This is a genomic window from Nostoc sp., from assembly GCF_036916975.1.
Lineage (GTDB): Bacteria > Cyanobacteriota > Cyanobacteriia > Cyanobacteriales > Nostocaceae > Nostoc.
Genome location: NZ_JBALFF010000102.1, coordinates 17,409 through 40,370 on the forward strand (window position 1 = coordinate 17,409; position 22,962 = coordinate 40,370).

The 22,962-nt window shown below is 41.0% G+C and carries 18 protein-coding genes; 11 read left to right on the forward strand and 7 right to left on the reverse strand.

The features are described 5' to 3' along the window. The first annotated feature begins 16 nt into the window (after nt 1-16). From V7K73_RS24880 to V7K73_RS24915, 8 genes are all read left to right on the forward strand, one after another. On the forward strand, nt 17-220 hold the full coding sequence (locus V7K73_RS24880; protein WP_334883993.1) for a hypothetical protein: 204 nt from the start codon (nt 17-19) through the stop codon (nt 218-220). Nucleotides 221-321: 101 nt separating this feature from the next. Continuing rightward, complete coding sequence (locus V7K73_RS24885) at nt 322-537, forward strand: hypothetical protein (protein ID WP_334883995.1); 216 nt, start codon at nt 322-324, stop codon at nt 535-537. A 105-nt stretch (nt 538-642) separates the two neighbouring features. Then, nucleotides 643-849 carry a hypothetical protein gene (locus tag V7K73_RS24890; RefSeq protein WP_334883997.1) on the forward strand — a complete coding sequence of 69 codons (207 nt, stop codon included), beginning with the start codon at nt 643-645 and terminating at the stop codon, nt 847-849. A gap of 773 nt (nt 850-1,622) precedes the next feature. Next, a complete protein-coding gene (locus V7K73_RS24895; protein ID WP_334883999.1) occupies nt 1,623-3,767 on the forward strand; it encodes a peptidase domain-containing ABC transporter in 2,145 nt (714 codons plus the stop codon). 1,408 nt (nt 3,768-5,175) lie between these two features. Then, complete coding sequence (locus V7K73_RS24900) at nt 5,176-6,003, forward strand: SDR family NAD(P)-dependent oxidoreductase (RefSeq protein WP_334884001.1); 828 nt, start codon at nt 5,176-5,178, stop codon at nt 6,001-6,003. A gap of 466 nt (nt 6,004-6,469) precedes the next feature. After that, the gene (locus V7K73_RS24905) at nt 6,470-7,966 is read left to right on the forward strand and encodes a glycosyl hydrolase family 57 (protein ID WP_334884003.1); all 1,497 of its coding nucleotides are present in this window, start codon (nt 6,470-6,472) and stop codon (nt 7,964-7,966) included. Between the two features lie 317 nt (nt 7,967-8,283). Continuing rightward, on the forward strand, nt 8,284-9,441 hold the full coding sequence (locus tag V7K73_RS24910) for an FIST signal transduction protein (protein WP_334884079.1): 1,158 nt from the start codon (nt 8,284-8,286) through the stop codon (nt 9,439-9,441). A 7-nt stretch (nt 9,442-9,448) separates the two neighbouring features. Next, complete coding sequence (locus V7K73_RS24915; protein WP_334884005.1) at nt 9,449-10,516, forward strand: sensor histidine kinase; 1,068 nt, start codon at nt 9,449-9,451, stop codon at nt 10,514-10,516. A gap of 41 nt (nt 10,517-10,557) precedes the next feature. Here the strand turns inward: V7K73_RS24915 and V7K73_RS24920 are convergent, their stop codons facing one another. Further along, nucleotides 10,558-11,916 (reverse strand): sensor histidine kinase, encoded by a 1,359-nt coding sequence (locus tag V7K73_RS24920; RefSeq protein WP_334884007.1) that lies wholly within the window; start codon nt 11,914-11,916, stop codon nt 10,558-10,560. Nucleotides 11,917-12,312: 396 nt separating this feature from the next. On the opposite strand from V7K73_RS24920, the gene V7K73_RS24925 reads away from it, so the two are divergent. Continuing rightward, the gene (locus V7K73_RS24925) at nt 12,313-13,464 is read left to right on the forward strand and encodes an S-layer homology domain-containing protein (RefSeq protein ID WP_334884009.1); all 1,152 of its coding nucleotides are present in this window, start codon (nt 12,313-12,315) and stop codon (nt 13,462-13,464) included. 331 nt (nt 13,465-13,795) lie between these two features. Here V7K73_RS24925 and V7K73_RS24930 read toward each other — a convergent pair whose 3' ends face one another. After that, entirely contained in the window at nt 13,796-14,233 is a 438-nt protein-coding gene (locus V7K73_RS24930) for a CAAD domain-containing protein (protein WP_334884011.1), read from the reverse strand. A gap of 1,079 nt (nt 14,234-15,312) precedes the next feature. Here V7K73_RS24930 and V7K73_RS24935 point away from each other — a divergent pair. Further along, complete coding sequence (locus tag V7K73_RS24935) at nt 15,313-16,986, forward strand: sensor histidine kinase (protein WP_334884012.1); 1,674 nt, start codon at nt 15,313-15,315, stop codon at nt 16,984-16,986. Nucleotides 16,987-17,064: 78 nt separating this feature from the next. On the opposite strand, the gene V7K73_RS24940 is transcribed toward V7K73_RS24935, so the two are convergent. From V7K73_RS24940 to V7K73_RS24950, 3 genes are read right to left on the reverse strand one after another with little or no spacing between them, the layout of a single operon-like run. Beyond that, nucleotides 17,065-17,766 (reverse strand): carbonic anhydrase, encoded by a 702-nt coding sequence (locus V7K73_RS24940; RefSeq protein WP_334884081.1) that lies wholly within the window; start codon nt 17,764-17,766, stop codon nt 17,065-17,067. 37 nt (nt 17,767-17,803) lie between these two features. After that, nucleotides 17,804-18,115, reverse strand: a complete 312-nt coding sequence (locus V7K73_RS24945) for a P-II family nitrogen regulator (RefSeq protein ID WP_334884014.1) — start codon at nt 18,113-18,115, stop codon at nt 17,804-17,806. Nucleotides 18,116-18,119: 4 nt separating this feature from the next. Next, a complete protein-coding gene (locus tag V7K73_RS24950) occupies nt 18,120-19,088 on the reverse strand; it encodes a sodium-dependent bicarbonate transport family permease (RefSeq protein ID WP_334884015.1) in 969 nt (322 codons plus the stop codon). Nucleotides 19,089-19,798: 710 nt separating this feature from the next. Between V7K73_RS24950 and pcrA the strand changes: the two genes are divergently transcribed. Then, a complete protein-coding gene (gene pcrA / locus V7K73_RS24955; RefSeq protein ID WP_334884017.1) occupies nt 19,799-22,123 on the forward strand; it encodes a DNA helicase PcrA in 2,325 nt (774 codons plus the stop codon). A gap of 48 nt (nt 22,124-22,171) precedes the next feature. Here the strand turns inward: pcrA and V7K73_RS24960 are convergent, their stop codons facing one another. Then, a complete protein-coding gene (locus V7K73_RS24960) occupies nt 22,172-22,465 on the reverse strand; it encodes an antibiotic biosynthesis monooxygenase family protein (RefSeq protein WP_334884019.1) in 294 nt (97 codons plus the stop codon). 199 nt (nt 22,466-22,664) lie between these two features. After that, nucleotides 22,665-22,931 (reverse strand): ribbon-helix-helix domain-containing protein, encoded by a 267-nt coding sequence (locus V7K73_RS24965; protein WP_334884021.1) that lies wholly within the window; start codon nt 22,929-22,931, stop codon nt 22,665-22,667. Nucleotides 22,932-22,962: the final 31 nt, after the last annotated feature.

A 22,962-nucleotide genomic window follows, 5' to 3' on the forward strand; every position in this document is an offset into this window, starting at 1 on the left:
AGCGAGAACTAAGATTATGGAAAGCACATTGTTCACAACATTAACCGTTACCGAAGAAGCAAGTTTGTCTGGTGGTTGGTACAAGAAGCACAAGCCCGCTACCACCACCCCCGCTCCTGCCCCTGCCAAACCTTCAGTGAGCCTGAGCAATATTACCCAAGTCAATGTTATTAATTGGAGCGAATACGCAACAGCTTCTAACACCATTACTATTAAGTAGAACCAAAAGAATAAACGTAAAGACATATACTCTTTACGTTTATATCTATTACTTGAAAATAACGCAATTTTAACCCCAACAATCAAGCGAGAACTAAGATTATGGAAAGCACATTGTTCACCACATTAACCGTTACCGAAGAAGCTAGTTTGTCTGGTGGTTGGTACAAGAAGCACAAGCCCGCTACCACCACCCCCGCTCCCACCACCCCCGCTGCTCCCAAACCTTCAGTGAGCCTGAGCAATATTATCCAAGCCAATGTTATCACTGACAGCGAAGACGCAAAAGCTACTAACACCATTACTATTGGTGGTTAAGTAGAACCAAAAGAACAAACGTAAAGACATATACTCTTTACGTTTATATCTATTACTTGAAAGTAACGCAGTTTTAATTTCACCAATCAAGCGAGAACTAAGATTATGGAAAGCACATTGTTCACAACATTAACCGTTACCGAAGAAGCTACTTTGTCTGGTGGTGGTCGGCATAATAAGAAAAAATCTGATGCCGCTCCCACTACTGCCCTTCTTCCTACTCCCTTAGTGAACCTGAACAATATTATACAACTCAATATTGTTGTTTTGAGTAACTACATAACAGCTTCTAACACTGCTGCTGTTAAGTAGAAGGGAAAGAATAAACGTAAAGACACGATTAACCGCGTCTTTACTGATGTAAAATGTCTTAAACAAACTAACCTGCTCCAACAGTGTAATTTGCCTTGTGGCAAGACATTAGTTTTGTTGCTTCTCGCAGTTATTCTAGCATTACGTTTATTCTTACCGCATACTTTTGTTGAACAAAGTTAACAAAGTCTATCAACGTTTCCTAATAGGTAACTGTTGATGGACTTACTTAATGATTTTCCTAAAGATACTGCTCACCTTGAGTAGTCAAAGACTAAGGGTTGCTATTTAAAAAATCAGCCATATTCATCAAAATTTAGTAATTTGTGAACGACAACGAAACTCTTTTTACCTCATTGACTCCAAACGAATAAGCGAAATAAACATACAAAAATTCTCGGTGTTTTCTCTGTTGATATACAAAATATAGTCAAAGCAATTACAACTAATTAGAACTAAAAAAGTTATTGAGCTAGTAAGATTAAGAGATTTGTCTTTCCTAGTACAACATATATGGTAATGATATAGCGGTTCTCAATTGCATGAAATACAGACCTAACCCCCAGCCCCTTAAGAGCTAGCGTTGGGGAGTAAGAATCAAAGCCTCTCTCCTTTTAGGAGAGAGGAATGTAAGTGAGGTCAAAGTGTATTGCTTGCATTCGAGAAACGCTATAGTAAAATTAAACTGTTGGTCAAATTTTTAACCACGCAGGGATGAAACCCTGCAATTTTTTTAAGTTTTTTCACGATGTTATTGGGTACTGGAGTCTGAAATGAAATACCAAGTTGTTACACAACATAGTGAAGAAGATTGTGGAGCTGCTTGTCTTGCTTCCGTTGCCAAACATTATCGCCGTAACTTTACATTAAATCGCATCCGGGAAGCGGTAGGCACCGGGCAACTTGGAACAACATTGTTGGGATTGAGGCGAGGAGCAGAGGCACTTGGTTTCAATGCGCGTTCGGTCAGGGCATCAAAAGAAATATTAGACCGAATGAACCAAGCACCACTTCCAGCAATCATTCACTGGAAAGGCTACCACTGGGTTGTTTTGTATGGTCAGAAGGGCAAAAAATATGTAATTGCTGACCCAGCCTTTAACATCCGTTATGTCTCTAAAAAAGAATTAACGGAGGCTTGGTCAGATCAAGTCATGCTTTTATTAGAGCCAGATTCGGTTCGTTTTTATGCTCAACCTGATGATAAAGTCAACGGTCTTTGGCGCTTTGCGCGGCGGGCATTGCCTTATGGGGGCATAATATTCGAGGCTTTTCTCTGCGCTATAGTTATCGGTCTACTTTCGTTAACGTCTCCTTTCCTGCTTCAAATTCTAACGGATGATGTACTAGTTCGAGGTGATACCCAGCTTCTTATTGGTGTAATTATTGCGGTTGTGGTAATGAATTTGGTCGCAAGTAGTCTGCAACTAGTTCAATCTAACCTGATTGCCAATTTTGCTCAACGGCTTGAGTTAGGGCTAGTTCTAGAATTTGCCAGAGCAATCTTGCGGCTGCCTCTGGCTTACTATGAATCACGTCGCAGTGGCGAAATTGTTAGCAGATTGCAAGATATTCAACAAATTAATCAGCTAGTTGCTCAAGCAGTTATCAGTCTGCCTAGCCAAGTGTTTATCGGACTGATTTCTTTGGCTTTTATGGTGTTCTATAGCTGGAAACTCACTTTTGTTGCCGTCGTTGTTGCTATTGTCATGAGTTCATCTACGGTGGTTTTCTTGCCGACACTTCAACAAAAAATCAGAAGTATGTTGGTCTTAGATGCAGAAAACCAGGGTGTTCTTGTTGAAAGCTTTAAAGGAGCGCTGACGCTCAAAACTACTACTTCTGCTCCTCAATTTTGGGAAGAATTTCAGAACAGATTTGGTCGGCTCTCAAACATAACATTTCGCACAGTTCAGATTGGAATTATTAATAGCACCTTTTCTGGGTTAGTTTATGCTATTGGCAGCGTTAGTTTGATTGGTTTCGGTAGCACCCTAGTTATTAGTAGGGAACTCAGCATCGGTCAATTGCTGGCATTTAATGGGATGAATGGGAATTTTTTGGCATTAATCGGTGCTGTGATTGGATTTATAGATGAATTCACGCGTGCCAAAACTGCCACGGAACGTTTAACAGAAGTTATCGATTCCACACCTGAAACTCCAAGCGATAGTAGCAAACCCTTTGCTAAAATTCCTAGTGATGCTGATATTATTTGCAAAAATCTAACCTTTCACTACGTCGGTAGGCTAGAGTTACTGGAAGATTTTTCCATCACAATTCCTGGTGGTAAAGTTGTTGCCCTAATTGGTACATCCGGCTGTGGAAAAAGTTCTCTTGCTAAACTGATTGCAGGATTATATTCACCTAATTCTGGCAATATTCGGTTTGGTATTTATAATATGCAAGACCTAGCTCTTGATTGTTTGCGGCAACAAGTTGTTCTTGTTCCTCAAGACGCTCATTTTTGGAGTCGCTCAATTATTGAAAACTTCCGCTTGGGTTCTCCTCACCTCACCTTTGATCAAATTGTTAAGGCTTGCCAAATTGCTGAGGCAGATGATTTTATTAGTAAACTACCTGAAAAATATCAAACTGTATTAGGTGAATTTGGGTCAAATATTTCTGGTGGACAACGCCAAAGACTGGCTTTAGCAAGAGCTATTGTTAACGATCCACCAATCTTGATTTTAGACGAATCAACTGCTGGACTCGATCCAGTTAGTGAAGCTCAAGTTTTAGATCAACTGTTGTTGCATCGCAAAGATAAAACCACGATCCTGATTAGCCACCGTCCTAGAGTAATTACCCGTGCTGATTGGATTGTTTTGCTTAATCAAGGTAAGTTACAAATTCAGGGGACAGTAGAAGATTTGTCTTCCCAACCAGGAAACCATTTAGACTTTTTAACCCCTTAATTGCTCCCAGTTTCAACTAGTGGTCTGTCTCATTAAATTTGATGAGTTTGTAGTAAGTGCTTCAGTGCTTAAAAATCCAGTCGCAGTTACCGATAGCCCGCCCTAAACTGAAGTTCAGGGCTGATAGCTGAAGTCCACTATGCGTGGACTAAATAATCAATTTATACCCATTCTGTATCAGGGCTATTTCATTCTATTTTTACGGCAGTTTTTACGAATCTTTTTGAGAAAAATAAGAATTTAAACCTGATATAAGTTGATAACCGTAGTTTTTGCCCTCACCCTAAATCCCTCTCCCATATATGGGAGAGGGACTTTGAATTTCAGGCTCCCCGAATCCCATATATGGGGGATAGGTTGGGTTGAGGGACGTAGACCCAAAAGGGCTTAAGGGAGAGTAACCCAAGATTTCGGGTGCTTTGTTGGGTTAAGCAAAGCGTAACCCAACCTAAGTAAGTGGGCGCAGATAATCATCACTGGCTCGTAGTTGCGCTGTCTTGCCCTTTAGCGCAAGACAGCGCAACTACGAGCCAAATATAGAGATTTTACTTTTCGTTACATAGTTTGGTTTTATCTTGTCTAGCTACTTACAATTCTCTTTAACTAAACTGCATTGCTTTTCGAGATGGCATGAATTGTCAGACAGACACCATGCAAGTCTCAAGCATTCCTTTGATGGACTCAAAGCTAAAGCAAAACAAGTTCCCATTTTTACTGAAGTTTTGGCAGATAAACATGCCATTCTAATTTGCATTAAAGACAATAATTTAAATCTCTTCTATTATTTAAAAGATAAAAATTTGCAACTTTAATTTTAAATTAATCAGTAAATATACTGCTGTAAGTCTGCAAAATAGCTGAAAAACTGAGGTATTGCAACAAGAGAACAAAAGCTCTATGTCTTTTTTGTTTCTTAACTATGACTGAGATATTACAATTTTCCAAAACAGGGCTTAATTGTCAGGAAAGTAAGATATTTGTACTTAGGTATTCATAAAAACTTATTTAAGAAAATCTTTTGCATATATATACCAGTCGTTAAGAAGTATTAAGAAATTCTGATTAAAGAATATTGCAATAGCTTGATTTTATTGCTAACGTGTGTACAACAATGCTGATGAACGCTCTGATCTAGGAGAAGTAAAATCTATGAGCTATATGCATTCAGCCAAGTCTGTTAGGCTTTGACAGGTTAAAAACGATAATTTTCTGCCTCGTATAGACAATTATGAGGGATTGCAGATTAACCAAGAAATATCTCGTTGCTTTCATGCTTAGTTTGGGTCTGATTTGAATTGCAATTAATTATTTGTCTTACCTTGAGCCGACAAGCGAGTGTAGCTCTTGATTGTGTGTTTCGGGAATAGCGAAGAGTTTGGTAAGACTTAGATTTTGGAGGATAAAACCAATGGAGATTCAAGGTAAAGTTGCCCTAATTACAGGGGCTTCTCGTGGGATTGGACGAGCGATCGCTATCGAATTAGCGCAAATTGGCATTAAGCGGCTGATATTGGTAGCACGCGATCGCCAAAAGTTAGTTGAGGTAGCTAACGAAATTGAGGCGATGGGAACTGAAACTGCGATCGTGGCCTTAGATTTGACGCAGACAATTGAAGTAAATATCGCTGTTGCCAAACTGTGGCGCAATTACGGACAGATTCACCTGCTGGTTAATTGTGCGGGAGTCGCATACCAAAGCTCGTTTTTGCAATCTAAACTGCCCCAAGTTCAAGAAGAACTCTCCGTGAACTTGTTAGGAATGTACAACCTCACGAGTCTGATAGCTAGACGCATGGCCAGCCAAAGGCAAGGGACAATCGTCAATGTATCAAGTCTGATGGGGAAAGTGGCTGCACCGACAATGGCGACTTACTCCGCTACCAAGTTTGCCATCTTAGGATTTACCCAAGCTTTGCGCCAGGAACTAGCTGATTATAATATCCGAGTCATTGCATTACTGCCTTCTTTGACAGACACAGACATGGTACGCGACTTAAAATTATTTCGCTGGGTGATCCCCATGACTCCCCAACAAGTGGCTAAAGCACTCGTCACCGGAATGCAAAATGATTCAGCAGAAATTTTAGTCGGATGGCAAAGTCATTTAGCTGTATGGTGTCAACGCCTCGCGCCCTGGTTGTTAGAGCTAATTTTACGAATAGCAACACCGCCAGCACCAAGAAAACAACAGCCGAGTCAAAAACTGAAAAAGCTAATGCCGAAACTGAATTTCTGATGATTTCTGGCGTGTCTGCGCCGATCGCCTACCGTGCAGCAAAATTTATACCAGAGTTGCGATCGCTCTTTTATTACTCTGAAAAAATAAAAATGTTTCTAGTTTTTAGATTGGGTTGAGGCAATGCGTTACCCAACAAAACCGGAGCATCCCAATTTTGCAAGAACATGTTTATCATTGCGTTCGCGGAGCCTTCCCGTAGGGTACGAAGCAACAGCCTCATCAAGCCTAGCTTTACTTAGTCCATCCGCAGAGCGTAAACAAACTTTATCAAAAAGTAGAACACAAAGATGCGAATATCTGGGTAGACTGCACTGATGATTACTAGACTTGCCTGAGTTCGCAGTTACTGAAAATCAACTAAAAATGTTATGGCTCAGGATATTTACTGTATTTATACTGAGTCAAACACTATTAGATACTTAAGCAAGTTTTATAGATATAACTTATTTCGGAGCAACCAAAAATGCTTTCCTTGCCCACGACTCTTACTCCTTTGCCGGAAATTATTGATGGCTTGCCGAATATATCTGGTTGGGAAACAGAGGTTCTCTCTGTAGTTAACCAGGATCAGCCAGTATTTTTACCAACAACAAATATTCGCTTAGAAGATGTAAATGCTGTGTTTGCGATCGCCTTACACATGCACCAGCCAACTATACCTGCTGGAAATGGTGGTACACTGATCAGCAATCTGCAATATATGTTTGAACATCCTCATGAAGGGGATAACCACAATGCAGATCCTTTTGCCCATTGTTACAGCCGCATGGGAGACTTGATCCCCGAACTTGTAAATCAAGGTTGCAATCCGCGTGTGATGTTAGATTACTCAGGTAATCTTCTGTGGGGACTGCGGCAAATGGGACGCGATGATGTTCTCGATAATCTCAAACGTATTACTTGCGACCCAACCTACCAACCTTATGTAGAATGGCTGGGTACAATGTGGGGCCATGCAGTTATTCCTTCCACACCCATAGCAGATATCAAATTGCATATCATCGCATGGCAACATCACTTCGCGGCAATTTTTGGCTGGGAAGCATTAGCGCGAGTCAAAGGATTTTCGCCTCCAGAAATGCACCTACCCAATCACCCTGATGCTCTTTTTGAATTTGTGAAAGCGCTGAAAGAATGTGGATATCGTTGGTTACTGGTTCAAGAACATTCTGTAGAAACAATTAGCGGTCAATCTCTTACCCACAAACATTTACCACATCGTTTGGTTGCCCGCAATTCTCAAGGCGAAACAATTAGCATCACAGCCTTAATTAAAACCCAAGGTTCGGATACTAAATTAGTTGCCCAAATGCAGCCTTATTATGAAGCAAAAACCTTATCCAAACAACAAATTGGCAGTGTTTTTGTCCCACCAATAGTTAGTCAAATTGGAGATGGTGAAAATGGTGGTGTGATGATGAATGAATTTCCTAGCGCCTTTAAACAAGTTTGGTGGGATATGGTCAATAATGGCGGAGGAAAATCAGGTGTAGTTGGGATGTGTGGTACAGAATATTTAGAATTAATCGAAGCTGCTGGATGCAAACCTGAAGACTATCCAACTTGTCAGCCAGTGGGACAATATCAGATTTGGGAGCGAGTTTCATCAGATAATATTCAACCGGAAGCTGTAGAGAATGCCATTCAAGAATTAAAGCAAATAAACTCTAATTTTCATTTGGATGGAGCTTCGTGGACAAATCATATCAGTTGGGTGAAAGGATATGAAAATGTGTTGTCTCCCATGTATCAACTAAGCAGTTTATTCCATCAAAAATTTGATCCATTACAACAAGTTGACTCAGCAGAACCTGTTACCAGACAATCTCATTACCGTAACGTTCTTTTACATAACCTTTTGTTGCAAACCAGTTGTTTTCGTTATTGGGGACAAGGTGCTTGGACTGATCACGCGCGGGAAATTTCTCAACGTGGCGAAAATTTATTGCACATAAATTGAACTCTCCGAAGCTCAGAGGGGAGTTTGCCTCCCCGAACGCTTAAAAGGGTTCGGGGCTTGCTCTAGGTTGACAAAGTGCTATAGCCCTACGTGAATAACGAGATCCCCGACTTATCGGGGATCTGAGTCTTGTGATTTTGTAGAAAATGCTCTCAAAATTTTCATGCAGTTTTTGTATCGTCAGATGAGGCAAAAAAGAAAAAGTCAGCGCAATTGAGATTTAGTTCAAGTAAGTGGGAAGTCTAAGTGTAGGTTGCTAGGTGCTGATAACCGAATTGGATGAAAGACCTGGTATTAAAACTTACGACGAGGTAGCTGTGTTTCAAGTTGTTGTTGGTCATAGCGACGATCCTGATTCTCAAAATGCGATCGCTGAAGTTCTTCAAGAATGTAGCCGTTCTCTTGCAGGATCCCTTCCTCAGGCTGGACTTTTATTCACTGCTATAGACTTTGATCATGCGTTAATTTTGCAACGCATCCAGGATGCTTTTCCCGGAATTGAGTTGATTGGTGGAACTACAAATGGAGAAATCTCTTCAATTCTCGAGTTTCAGCAAGATTCTCTAACCTTAATGCTGTTTGCTACCGATGAAGTGGAAATTTGGGCAGGTATTGGCCGAGAAGCATCCAAAAATCCAGCCCTTGCAGCCCAAGAAGCGATCGCACAAGCAAAGGCAAAGAGTGCATCTTTACCACAATTGTGCCTCACCTTTCCCGATAGTCTAATGAGCAATGGGGTTTTAATTTTAGAAGGTTTAAAACAAAGCCTGGGAGGGCATATTCCCATCATTGGGGGAATGACTGCCGATGACTATACCTTTGACAAAACCTACCAATTCTTCCAAGGTGAAGTATTAAGTGATTCAGTTCCAGTGCTGCTATTTTCTGGACAACTACTATTTTCTCACGGAGTTGCCGGGGGTTGGACTCCCATCAGCCAACGTAGCCGTGTAACTAAAGTGGATGGCAACGTAGTCTATGAAATTGATGGACAGCGGGCCTTAGATTTCTATCGGCATTATCTCGGTGAAGAAAAATTTGCGTCCAATTATGCCATCCATGCTTTAGCAGTTTTTGAAGATCAAGATCATTTCTATTTGCGGGCACCCAATGGCTACGATCAACAATCTGGTAGCATGAAGTTCTTCTTAGATATTCCTGAACAGGCAGTTGTGCAAATTACTGATACAACTCGTGACAATATTCTGTCAGCTTCTGAGACATCTTTGAAGAATGCTCTTGCCGATTATCCCGGTGTCGAGCCAACAGCAGCGTTACTTATTTCCTGTGCAGCCCGTCGGCGAATTTTGGGAACTCTAGCAAGAGTTGAGTATCAGCTTGTCAAAACTCATTTACCAAAGATATTACCTTGTTGTGGTTTCTATGCTTATGGTGAAATTGCTCCTATAGTGGGCGGAGGTGAAACCCAATTTCATAACAAAACGTTTGTCACACTCTTAATAGGGACAAAATAAGTAGTGTATGGATAACCAAGATAGTTCCATACAGATGCAAGAGTTGGAAAAGGCAAACCGCATCTTGCGAAAGAAGCTGGAACGCTGCGAAAATGAACGCCGCCAGTTAGAAACTGACATTGGAACAAAGGAGTTTTTACTGAAGAAAGTCATTTGTGAGTTAGAAGACTCTCAAACAGATTTGCAGCAGAGAGGCCAAGAGTTAGAAAATACGTTAGATAGTTTGCATAAAATACAAGCTCAAATAATTCAAAGCGAAAAGATGTCTGCTCTTGGTCAAATGGTGGCTGGGATTGCTCATGAAATCAATAATCCCGTTAGTTTTATTTACGGAAATCTCACCTATATCAGCCAATATACCCATGACTTATTACGACTAGTCCAGCTTTATCACCGTTACTTCCCCAACCCACCTGTTGAAATTCAAACCGAACGCCAAACCATCGATTTAGAGTTTTTGGAAAAAGACGCGCTTATGGTATTGCGCTCAATGAATATTGGGACGGAGCGGATTCGAGAAATTGTGCTGTCACTGCGTAACTTCTCGCGCCTAGATGAAAGTGAATTCAAAGGCGTAGATGTTCATGAAGGGATCGACAATACTTTGATGATTTTGCAGCACCGCCTCAAAGCCACTGACAAAAGTCCAGAGATTCAGATTATCAAAGACTACGGCAATTTATCCTATGTAGAATGCTACGCCGGCCAGCTAAACCAGGTATTTATGAACATTCTAGTTAATGCTCTCGATGCCCTCGAAGAACTCAATACCAAACGAACTTATCAGGAAATCCGGGATAACCCTAGCCGCATCACAATTCATACCTCTGTTGTTGATTTGCAATGGGTAAAAATTGCGATCGCTGACAATGGATCTGGGATTCCTGAATCGATTCAAAAACAGATTTTCAATCCTTTCTTCACAACAAAACCTGTTGGCAAAGGAACAGGAATGGGAATGGCTATCAGCTATCAAATCATCACTGAAAAACATGGCGGCAAGTTAGAATTTTTTTCGACACCTGGAAAAGGAACGGAGTTTGTGGTTCAAATTCCTATCCAACAGCAAGTTTGAGAAGTAATCTAACGCAACGTTAATTCGTAATTCTGAATCAATCAAACTAAAGGCAATAAAATTTCAAATTTTGTACCTATACCAATCTGTGAATGAAAACTTAATTTTCCCCCATGTCTGACGGTGATAATTCGATAACTTACTGCTAAACTAGTATTTTTACTATTTTTTGTTTCAAGAGAAAACGACTCCATAATTTGCTGTTGCAATTCTTGAGACATTCCAGGGCCATTGTCAGCAATGCGAATTAATATCCAGCGAGAATCCGGTGCATTTGGCTTGCTTGCTTCCTGAGAAATTACTTCTGTAGTAATCTCAATTCGGGGTTTTTGAACAGTTTTTGTATCTTCTCGATGCAACTGCTGTCGCACTGCTTCATTGAGTAAAGTATCCACAATTTCGCTGAAAATATTCATCAAAACCTGGTTTAACTGCCCCATAAAGCAATATACTGGAGGTAATTGTCCGTAATATTTGACAATTTCAATTTCTCCTTGAAGGCGGCTATTAATTAATAAAATAATACTATCAATACTAGCGTGTAAATCTACTGGTTTGGGATAAACTTCATCGATATGACAGAAGTTTTGTAAACTGGTGACGAGCTTTTTTAATCTTTCTGCTCCGGTGCGGATACTAGCAAGCGATCGCAACAAATCTTGTTCTAAAAAATCAAATTCAATCTCTTCTTTAAGAAGATTAATTGCTTGAGAAACTGATGGTAATTCTTTGTCGTAAGCTGCTATCAGCTTGAGCAAATCTTGGCTGTAGGTTGAAACATAAGTTATGTTACCCCAAATAAAACCCACTGGGTCTAAAATTTCGTGCGCTACACCGTCTACCAAACGTCCCAAATTTGCCATTTTATCATTTTGAATCATTTGGGCTTGGCTGCGTTCATAGCGCACCAAATTGTCGATTCCTCGAATTTGCCAAGAAATAATATTTAATTCTTGGACATCTAACAATCTATAAGCACCAGATTCTGTTTCTACTACAATTGGTTCTGCTACTAATTCTGGCGATCGCTTCAAGCTAAGTTGCATCGCAGTTAAAATCGATGTTGTATCAGCAAGCAGCAACATCGGTATCCGCGCATAGCTGTAGAGAACGCCTAATGGTTGCTGAACAAATAACTCTTGTCCGAATGGGCGTATCAAAAATTCCAGCAGTCGCCGCCGCGAAATCATCCCAATGAACTTTCCCTGTTCTACCAAAATTACTCCTGGTAGCTGGGGGTATTTTTCCAAAAAACTAGCCACTTCCATACCAGTGTGATTGATTTCCACTGGGAAGTTGTACATTGGTAGTTCTTGGAGGGTTGAATCTAAATCAATATCGCGATCGCTACCAAGAGACACAAATGGCGGTGAGATTTGGCAACTGAATTCTTCTGACACTAGACACCCTGATTTTTACAAATATTAGCTAAACAATAAGTTAATATTTTACATTCTGTCACCCTCTAAATCCGGTTTTGGTTTAGATATCTACCGCAAGGTGGAAGTCAAAAGTAACACGCCCAACGCCCGGGTTAAGAACGTTGTTCGCGCAGCGTCTCCCTTGGGGAAAAGCAACTGGCTCTCAAAAATCAAAAGTCACGCATACTTTAATTTTGGGCTTTCTAACTATAATCACATAGTAGGTTTATTTCCGCGCCCTCTGTACTAGCGATCTGTCAGGGTGAAAATTGGAGAATATTTAGAGAGCGATCGCAAGCTACACTAAAAACAACCTTTACAAAAAGTGCAAAGGTAGCATTATGACCAAATTTTACTGCTACCAGGGTAATCACGATGACAAATAAACCTCCTTCCGAACCGGAGTCATCCCAAAAAACTGCCCTTGGCTTTGATGAATTTATAGCCATTCTGGTTGCCTTCGCCACTATCGGAGCAATTCTTTTATGGTCATTGTCTCGCAGGGATTCTAGCTGGAACTTAAACGGGTTGCTGTCGCCTTCCTCTACTCCGTCTAGAAGTGTTCAACCAAATCAAGTATTGCCCTTCCCTACTCCCAAGGTAGAACCCAATGCAGCCCCCAACAATGTTTTGCCGTCATCTCCACCTGAGGCTGTTGTTGAACCCAATCCACCTGCATTCCCAACTAACAGCGCAACTTCTTCTGGCGCAGTCTTACCATCTACTCAGGTCATCCCAACTCAATCCCCACAACCACAGACACCTCTATCCTTTTTAGCAGGGGTTGAGTCATCAATTACATCATCAGCGTTGCCTTTAGTAACTCCGGCAAAACAAAAATCTATTATTCCGCCGCCAATTGCATTTAACGATGTACCCAATAACTTTTGGGCTAGGCGTTTTATAGATGTTCTTTCTTCCCGTGGTATTCTCATGGGGTTTCCTGATTATTCTTTTAGACCAAATCAGCCTGTAAACCGCGCCGAATTTGCTGCTATCTTGCAAAAAGCCTTTGAGCAAGAACCGTCTAAGACTGCGATCGCATTTCAAGATGTATCAGCAAAATTCTGGGCTACTTCAGCAATTGACCAAGCCATCAGTACCGGATTTCTCAAAGGCTACCCGAAAAAAACCTTCAAACCCCAACAAAATATTACGCGAGTGCAAGTTTTAGTTGCCCTTGTTAGTGGGTTGAATTTGAAAATACCCACTTCCCAAAATCAGATTTTAAGTGTCTATAAAGATGCTAAAGATATTCCAACCTATGCTACTAGCAAAATAGCTGCTGCTACAGCCAATGGTTTAGTAGTTAACTATCCAAATCCACAAATCGTTGCTCCTAATAAAGTAGCTACTAGGGCTGAAGTGGCGGCGATGATTCATCAAGCTTTAGTAAAACGGGGCAAGTTGGAGAGAATTTCATCTCAAAACATTGTGCGATTGAGTAGGGTGTCTCCAAAACTCTTGCCCACTCGAAAGCAGAACCTAAAAGGTAATTTGTCCACACGAGGCTCATTTCAACAATAATTCGTAAATTTATAATTCGTAATAGAGCCTCCGACACGCTCTGCGGTTTTCATGGATCAAAGGGCTGTACCTAATTCGTAAATAAAAAGACCTTTAAGAGGTTTTAGTATGCAAAATTCTCCCTCTCCGAATCGGAGAGGGACAGACTTGAACTTTAGTTCAAGTCTGGGAGAGGTTCATGGAACTCACGTAAACCAAAGGTCAGAGGAAGTGACCGAAGAGGCAGGGGAGCAGTTCTTGCTGGGGGAAAGCTCCGCTCATTTGCCCTGCCACAAAGGTTTCAGAGCAAATAAATGTAGAGAAGGGTCACATAAAGAAGCGATAATCACTATTAAGCTTCTGGAATTTGTTGACCAACCACTTGTGATTTAAGAGTGGTGATTTCAGTAGTTAACTCTTTCCTGGTTGAGGCTTTGAGTAAATAGCGGTAAACAAACCAAGCAGAGTAACCAATACCGATCAACTCAAAAGTAGGTGCTACCAAGGGGATATCATTCAAAGCATCTAATATTGCCAAGAGTACTTTTACCCCAAGAATTCCTCCCACAATTAAACCAACATTGATCAGGGGTTGCTTATATTGATTAAAGAAGCTTCCCAGATATTCTGGCAATGTTGCTAAAAAGCTAGAAATTTGCTCACCATATTTTTGCCATTCATCTTGAGACTGTGCGGGAGGCTGGAGTTTGGTGATGCTTCCTGTTTGGCTGTTGATCTCTGCCACTGTAGTCTCTTTGGATGCGGTTTCAGTAAATTCTTGTTCTGGCATTTTCACTCCTAGAAATTTGACAGTTGAGTTTTTTTAATCTGGATAATTACAACCAAAAGGGTGTTGATTAGGTAATGCACTTGTGCATTAGTACAATTGCGTAAAGGACACAAAAGGGTTTTAGTGTCTTATAACTATAATTGCCCCATAATATCTACTGCATCAACTACAAGGTAGACACTCAGGATGAGGATAGAACGCACAAAGCAGCAGAATTTCTTCCATCGCCTTTCTGAGTTCTTTTTTTGAATCAACTAGAATCCTCAGGTTGTGATTATCCTATTGCGTGTCATTCGCTCATAATCGTACTAAATTTAAGTACAAATATCGCAAAAATCAGCCCACCTCTCATTTATATAAGCCTAAAACCCGATTTTAGCCGATATTAAAGCTATCTTAAGCCGTGTCCGTCAATTAACGCATTCGTATTGATATTAATACGGAATAAAAATTTTTGTGTGCTTACACAGACTAGACTTTTAAGCTATTTTATGATACCTATGCCTTGGAGATAAGGGAGCAGAGGAAGCTGGCGTTGCAGGGGGGAAAATTAATAACCAATGCCCATTTGCCTTGAGCGACCTAACAGTGCGTCTCTAAGAGTTGCCCAAGGGATGCCCCATGCTCAACGAATATCAAAGCTTTTGTTTTTTTCCTGATTGTATTAATTTTATAACGAAGCAGTTAAGGTAGAGTAGTGCCATCAGCTATGGCACTACTCATTGTTATCAACCGCATATTGAGGAAAGTGTTGTGGTAAGAAGAAGAGAGTCTCAGATAAATCTTTAGTGCAGGGAATTATTTGTTGCTGCTGAAAACAGTGGATTCTATTTTTTGTCAGTAAGTATACTTAGCAAATTTGCTATCAAAACTAGCAATACTATATAAGTATATGTTAATTATATAGTAAGTAATGATTTCCTATTGCTATAAAAGAAGATAATGTAAATGTTAATCACCAATTAAAGTGTTTGCACAAGCTAAACTGATTTGGTGATTTTTGCGGGAAGGCAAGGAGGCTTAAGAAATGCCTTCTTCAAAAGCCAACCCCTATCGACAGCAGTTCAGAAAGCAAAAAAGTGTCAGCCGAAGAGCCATCGACAGACGAACTCCCGACAATAGAATTTCCCTCACGAGGGAAACTCAAAGCCAGTTCCTGGCGCATCCATCAAAAAATTGGCTATGGGTACTTTGTAGCGATCGGAATTGGCTTTTTTGGCTCGCTGACTGGGTTAGTGATCGCCAATTACTACCGGGGAAGGGAAGTTAGGCAATTCAATCAAGCATACCAACAAGGGCAACTACTGAGTAATTATAAAGATGCAGTAGTTGGGGCGCAATTACATAGCTCTAACTTAGTTGCTGTATTGGAAAATTCACAACAGCTACAAAGTAAAAAAGCCGATTTTCTGAATAATGTCGAAAAAGCCAAGCAACTAGAGTCACAAATTGGCGAATTTATCGATAGTAAACCTAAAAGACTAGCCGCAACAAGTTCGACTTTACAGACGTTATTGCAGGATTACAAGACTAATTTAAAAGCTTACGTTGACCAAATCGAGGCAGTCTTACAAAAAATTAACTCCCAAAAAGTGCAGCAAGAGCAGATTTCTTCTGCCCGATCGCAGTTATTGGCAATTATGCGTGGTGATACAGCCATGCAGCTAGATCAGCTTTCTCAAAGCTTGACTAACATCCTGCAAACCGCCGAAGAACAAGAGCAAGAAAGGCAAAAAGCCGTTGAGCAGGCAAAAATAGTTGAGCGATTCATCGTAATTATAAGTATGCTGGTTTCGGTGGTGATCGCAGCTATTGTCGCTTGGCGTACCAGTCGAGCGATCGCTGAACCAGTTATCACTGTCACCCAAGTAGCTGAACAAGTTGCAAGGAAACATAATTTCGATTTGCGAGCGCCCGTCACCACTGAAGATGAAATTGGCCTACTCGCCAAATCTCTAAATCGTCTGATTGAGCGAGTATCAGAGCGAACAAAAGAACTACAACAAGCTAAAGAATTAGCCGAAGCTGCTAGCAAGGCAAAAAGCGTATTTTTGGCCAATGTCAGCCACGAATTACGTACACCATTAAATGCTGTCATTGGCTTGAGCCAACTTTTAGAAGACGACGCTACCGATCTTGGTTTATCGGCAGACTTTATCACAGACTTAGAAACAATTAACGCTGCTGGTAAGCATCTACTGCACTTGATTAACGAAATCCTCGACTTGTCAAAAATTGAAGCGGGGAAAATGACTCTTTATCCTGAGACATTCGAGATTGCGACGCTGATTCATAATGTTGTTCTTACAGTCAAACCAGCTATAGAAAAAAATGCCAATGTTTTAGAAGTGCATTTTGATGAACAACTTGGCATCATGTACGCCGATCAAACTAGAATGCGGCAGGTGTTGTTAAATTTACTAAGCAACGCCAGTAAATTCACTACAAACGGCAAAGTGACGCTGACAGTCAACAGAGAAAAGGATGAATTTCGGCCGGAGGCTCCTTTGGGCATGATTACTTTTACTGTTAGTGACACAGGCATAGGTATGTCTCAAGGTCAACAGCAGCAGTTATTTCAACCTTTTACCCAAGGAGATACTTCGACTACGAAAAAGTATGGAGGTACGGGACTGGGGTTAGCAATTACCCGCCACTTTTGTCAAATGATGGGTGGTGAGATTATTGTCAAAAGTCAGCCGGGAGTCGGTTCTACTTTCACCATTCGTCTACCAATGACTGTACAGGATTGAATGAGCCTATTAATTGGGAACTGGGCATTGGTTATTAATATCCTCTCCCCCTGCCCCCCTGCCCCCTCATTACTCAGGCTAAGTAATAATAGTCACCCTCCCTGTATCCAAATCATAACGACCTCCGACAATTTTCAATTTGCCCGATCGCACCTGCTCAGTTAAAAGTTGCGATCGCTTCAATCGTTCAATTTGATGTTGAACATTTGCCACCACAGCATTTTCAACCGCGTCACCCGGCTGACTCTTGACCTTTTCTACTGCTGGCTTAATTGCCTTCACAAAAGTACTAATATCACCGAGTAACGATTCGTTTTGGACTGCGGCGGTTACAGCCCCGCAACGTTCATGTCCCATCACCATCAATAGCGGAGAGGCTAACAAGACAACCGCATATTCAATACTACCGATCGCTTCAGGTGTGGCAATATTTCCGGCAATCCGAACATCAAAAATGTCTCCAATGCCTTGATCGAAAACAATTTCTGCGGGGACTCGTGAATCCGCACAACTAAGAATAGTGGCAAATGGATGTTGAGCAAGAGCCACTTCTTGCAAGCGCAGTGCCGATTGATCGGGGTATTGGGGTTGATGCTGAATAAATCGCTGATTCCCCTCCATCAGCTTTTGCAATGCGGCATCGGGACTGAGGGATTCCGGGGAAGTTGAGGGTATTTCGGCAGCTTTAGCTTGTTCCACCCGCCAGAGGAAATCGCTGACAGATAGCATCATCCCAAATGCCCCAGTCATTCCTAACTTCAAAAAGTCACGACGTTCCATGAAATGCTTCATTGAATTTATTGAATTTATAACTCTCTTACATTGACGCAACACATCTGACAGAGCGAATTTCCATCACATCGGAAACGTAGCAAGTACCACCGAACTTATTAAGAAGTGGTTTGATATTTTCTACAACTGGCTTGAGTTGTTCTGGCATACAAAAGGCGAGGATGTAAACATTATCAAGCATGGTCATGTCTAAATCTTCTGTCGTTCCTTGTAATCCTTTACCAGCAACATTTCTAATTACGGCATGGTTATGTACACCCGATTTGTCTAAACTATCTAAAATTTTGGCAAGTTCAAAGGAGTTGGCAATAATTTCTATCTTTTTAACTACGTGCATATTATTAGCTCCAAAATAGGTTAATTCCGTAGAGATATAACGGAATTCCCACAATAATATTGAACGGAAATGTTACAGCTAGAGCGGTAGAAACATACAAGCTAGGATTTGCTTCGGGAACAGTCATCCGCATAGCCGCAGGGACAGCGATGTAAGAAGCACTGGCACACAATACAGCGAATAATAGCGAATCTCCGCGAGGCATACCGATGAGTTTAGCAATCACCAACCCAATGGCTGCATTGACTATTGGAATTAGTATCGCAAATAAAATTAGGAAAACTCCGGTTTTTTGCAAGTCTTTAATTCTTCTGGCCGCAACTAATCCCATGTCCAGTAAAAAGAAGGTGAGAACGCCATAAAACAACCCTTGAGTAAAGGGTTCTAATACGTGCCAACCGCGTTCTCCTGTCAAGACACCGATCAACAGACTACCGACTAAAAGAAAAACTGAACTATTAAGAAATGCTTCTTGCAAAACTTCCGGCCACGAAAAATCCCGCTTGCCATCCGCGGTGAATATATTCACCAAAATTAAACCAACTATAATCGCTGGGGATTCCATCAGGGCAAGGGCTGCGACCATGTAACCATCAAAAGCAATGCCAAGCTCAGTTAAAAAAGCGCTAGCTGTGATGAAAGTGACGGCACTGATAGAGCCATAAGTTGCAGCGATCGCAGCAGCATCGTAAGTATCCAGTTTCAACCTTAAAATAAAAAAGCTGTAAATTGGCACAACGCAAGCCATCATCATTGCTGCTGCCATTGTTAGAACTACTTCCTGAGTTACACCGCTTTTGATTAGTTCTACCCCTCCCTTAAAACCAATGGCAAACAGTAGGTACAGCGAAAACAGTTTGGGCATCGGTGCGGGAATTTCTAAATCAGACTTGACAAAAACAGCAGTCATGCCTAAAAAGAAAAACAGGATTGGCGGATTCAAAATGTTGGATACAATTAAGCTGATATCCATATCCACCCCTTTTTGTATTGGTTAAACCTGAAATTAAAGAAATTTTTCATCTTTAAAAATTTAACGGTTGAATCATGATGTACTGTGTATTGCTACCCTATGTCAATTGGGTACTTAAGGAGTGAATAGTCCTATTCGTGACAATAGTCTCGCTTAGGTATTACAGCGTTTTTCAAGCAAATAAACCACGGGCTAGGGAACATTGCGGTGTCCCTACAAAAATCTGTAGAGGCAATTCATGAATTGCCCCTACTGTTGACAACAGAACAAGTTAAACCAATTCGCAATTCGCAATTCGCAATTACGTTTTGTAACGGGGATTTAACCCCGACACAAAACGTGCTGTCTTGCTGGGGAATTAAACCCCGAAACTTTGTTAAAGCTTGCCCACTATTTTTATGATTTTTCATTCCCCGTCGCTGATTTTACGACAGAACGCGCAGGAATAACTAATGGCTAACTTATCTATGTAGAAAAGTTAACGTAATAGGGAAAAGTGACGGTAAACCTGTACAACCTGGTGGGCGAAAGGGTATAGGGAGAACGTCTAATGAAGAGTATCGGTGACAAGTGAGCAAAGTACTGTGCTACGCAATCTTTTGTTGACCAAGTTTCGTTAAGATATTGTAACCTGGGCAATAGTAACTCTTTATTGATATGACGCCAGGCGACGCCGAATAGCCCGTCGGAGACATCGCTTTTTCACATCCATGACAACAACCACCGACTTTCTCGCTCACCTTAACCCTAGCCAACGTCAAGCTGTCGAACACTACTGCGGCCCGTTGCTAGTTGTTGCTGGCGCAGGTTCCGGTAAAACACGGGCGCTGACTTATCGCATTGCGAATCTAATTCTGAAACACCGTGTTGATCCAGAAAATATCCTGGCGGTTACTTTTACCAACAAAGCCGCACGGGAAATGAAAGACCGGATTCAACGGCTGTTTGCTGAACAACTGGCGATGAAACAACACGGTCAAAAGTTTGATTTGTTGACAGAATATCAACAAACGCTACTGCGATCGCAAGTTTACAAAGAAACTATCAAAGACTTATGGTGTGGCACTTTCCACAGTTTATTTTCTCGGATTCTCCGTTTTGATATTGAAAAATATGTAGACGAAAAAGGACGGCGTTGGAATCGCAATTTCTCTATCTTTGATGAATCAGATGTGATGACTCTGATTAAAGAAATTGTCAATAAACAGTTAAATTTAGACGATAAGAAGTTTGACGCTCGCTCTGTCCGTTACGCTATTAGTAATGCTAAAAACCAAGGTTTATCGCCCCAAGAATTTGAGCAAGAGCAACCCAATTATCGCGGACGGGTAATTGCCCAAGTCTACAGTTTATATCAAGATAAGTTAGCAGAAAATAACGCTCTCGACTTTGACGATCTAATTCTCGTACCAACTAGATTATTTCAGCAAAACGAGCAAGTATTGGGTTACTGGCATCGCAAATTTTGCCATATTCTTGTAGATGAATATCAGGATACTAACCGCACTCAGTATCAACTTATTCATTTATTGGTGACTAATGGCGAAAACAGAAAGAGTGAATGGGAATGGCAAAATCGCTCAGTTTTCGTTGTCGGCGATGCAGATCAATCAATTTACAGCTTTCGGATGGCAGATTTCACCATCTTGCTAGGATTTCAGGAAGACTTTGGTGATGGTTTGGTAGATGATGACACTCGGACGATGGTTAAACTGGAAGAAAACTATCGTTCTTGTGAAAACATTCTGCAAGCAGCTAATGAATTAATTGAAAATAACACCCAACGGATTGATAAAGTCCTCAAACCGACGCGGGGGGCAGGTGAGCAGATTACTTATCACAAAGCCGATGAAGAACTTGCAGAAGCGGCATTTGTAATTAATCAAATTAGCACTTTAAAAAACCAAAATCCAGAGTTGGACTGGGGTAGTTTTGCCATACTTTATCGGACAAATGCCCAATCTCGGCCATTTGAAGAATTGTTGGTGAAATATCAAATTCCTTACACAGTTGTGGGGGGAATGAGATTTTACGATCGCAAAGAAATTAAAGATGTGATTGCGTATTTAAGAGCGATCGCTAACCCATCTGATACAGTCAGTTTATTACGAGTTATTAATACTCCCCGGCGAGGAGTTGGCAAAACCACTATTGATGCTTTGGTTAACGCCTCCCAACAATTGGGGACAACCTTGTGGGAAATACTCAGCGATGAAACATCAGTTAATACATTAGCTGGACGGGCAACAAAAGCTGTAAATAACTTTGCCACAATGATTAGCCGTTGGCAAGCACAAATCGGTACGCTTCCCGTGACTGAGGTTTTGCAAGGAATATTAGAAGATTCTGGTTACGTTCAAGACTTGATGAGTCAAGGCACAGACGAAGCCACAGATCGGGTACAAAACGTTCAGGAACTTTATAACGCCGCGCTGCAATTTCAAGAAGAAAACGAAGAGGTTTCCCTGCGAGACTTTTTGAGTAGCGCCGCCCTTAGTTCAGATTTGGATAACTTAAAAGAAGGACAGACAGCCGTTTCTTTGATGACTTTGCACGCTTCCAAAGGTTTAGAATTTCCCGTAGTATTTCTGGTGGGATTAGAACAAGGACTATTTCCCGGCTACCGTTCCTTAAGCGATCCTGCATCTTTGGAAGAAGAACGCCGCCTGTGTTATGTGGGGATTACTCGCGCCCAAGAGAGGTTGTTTTTATCACACGCGCGGGAACGGCGTTTATATGGTTCTCGTGAAGCCGCCATGCGATCGCAATTTCTCGACGAATTACCAGAAGAATTATTAACCACCCAACGCCTGAGTCGTCAAACTTATACTAAAAGTGCCTCTACTTCTAGTAGTAAGCAAGACACAAAGCAGAATTGGCAAGTAGGCGATAGAGTATTACATAAAACTTTTGGTCTTGGTGAAATTACTCATGTTTTCGGAACGGGTAGTAAGATGTCTGTGGCAATTAAATTTGCCAGCTTGGGACAAAAAATTGTTGACCCAAGAGTAGCGCAGTTGCAACGAGTAGAGTGATACAATCGCAGAATCCCAGCTTCTTTGAGAAGTCGGGGTTCTTGTTTTTCATATTTTAATTTCTTCAAAATGTTCAACAGTGGGAAATGGATCATAAAAATGATGTAGAAGTTTTTTCCACTCTTGATACTCAGCAGAATTTCTAAATTCTACAGTATGAGATTCTAAAGTTTTCCATCTAACAAGTAATAAGTATTTACTTTGAACTTCTATACATTTATGCAATTCATGAGATAAATATCCGTCCATTGAGGAAATAATTTTAGAAGCTTTTTTAAAAGCCGCTTCAAAATCTGATTCTAAACCAGGTTTGACAGGAAGTATCACGGACTCAAGAATCATAAAGTTTTGCGGTGATAATTAAGCTAAGGTTAACGCGATGTGCAACAGTGATTAAACAGGGTTAATTTTTAATCTTCTAGCTAGCCGGCTTACCCAAAATGATCATAAGATTCAGATAGCTTGCCATTTTCACACGTATTTCAAATTTATAAAATCTCATCTAAATCTTGACTTGCTTCCTTGGCAATAGAGTATTCCATTATCCTTTAGTCTCACGCGCTTGACGTAATTTCTCCTCTAGTCGCGCCATCACTACTTCACCATCTACTACATCTCCACGTTCGATAGAAGCAAGCCCAGCAGCTAGTTTTTTCTGGGTTGATTCTTCCCATTCCTGATAACCATTCTCCCATTCTTTCAGCAGTTTCAGTGCTTTAATAATCACATCTTCAGCATTTTCATACTTACCTGTAGCAATTCGGGTTTGTATAAATTGCTCGTATTCTACTTGAAGTTGGATGTTCATAATTTTTACCCTTAGTTAATTAAAACTTTGT